The following is a 536-nucleotide window of genomic DNA, read 5'->3' on the forward strand; positions in this document are numbered from 1 at the left end:
CGATGTCCGAATGGGGAAACCCAGTGTGACTCGTCACACTATCATTAACTGAATCCATAGGTTAATGAGGCGAACCGGGGGAACTGAAACATCTAAGTACCCCGAGGAAAAGAAATCAACCGAGATTCCCCCAGTAGCGGCGAGCGAACGGGGAGGAGCCCAGAGTCTGAATCAGTTTGTGTGTTAGTGGAAGCGTCTGGAAAGTCGCGCGATACAGGGTGAAAGCCCCGTACACAAAAATGCACAGGCTGTGAGCTCGATGAGTAGGGCGGGACACGTGGTATCCTGTCTGAATATGGGGGGACCATCCTCCAAGGCTAAATACTCCTGACTGACCGATAGTGAACCAGTACCGTGAGGGAAAGGCGAAAAGAACCCCGGCGAGGGGAGTGAAAAAGAACCTGAAACCGTGTACGTACAAGCAGTGGGAGCATCCTTCGGGGTGTGACTGCGTACCTTTTGTATAATGGGTCAGCGACTTATATTCTGTAGCAAGGTTAACCGTATAGGGGAGCCGAAGGGAAACCGAGTCTTAA

1 rRNA gene is annotated in these 536 nt (G+C 51.7%); it reads left to right on the top strand.

Going from position 1 to position 536, the window contains the following annotated elements:
• Window positions 1–536, top strand: a 23S ribosomal RNA gene (locus GM30_RS01685); the annotation flags it as partial.

Source organism: Trabulsiella odontotermitis (genome assembly GCF_001188485.1).
GTDB classification, from domain to species: Bacteria; Pseudomonadota; Gammaproteobacteria; order Enterobacterales; family Enterobacteriaceae; genus Trabulsiella; species Trabulsiella odontotermitis_A.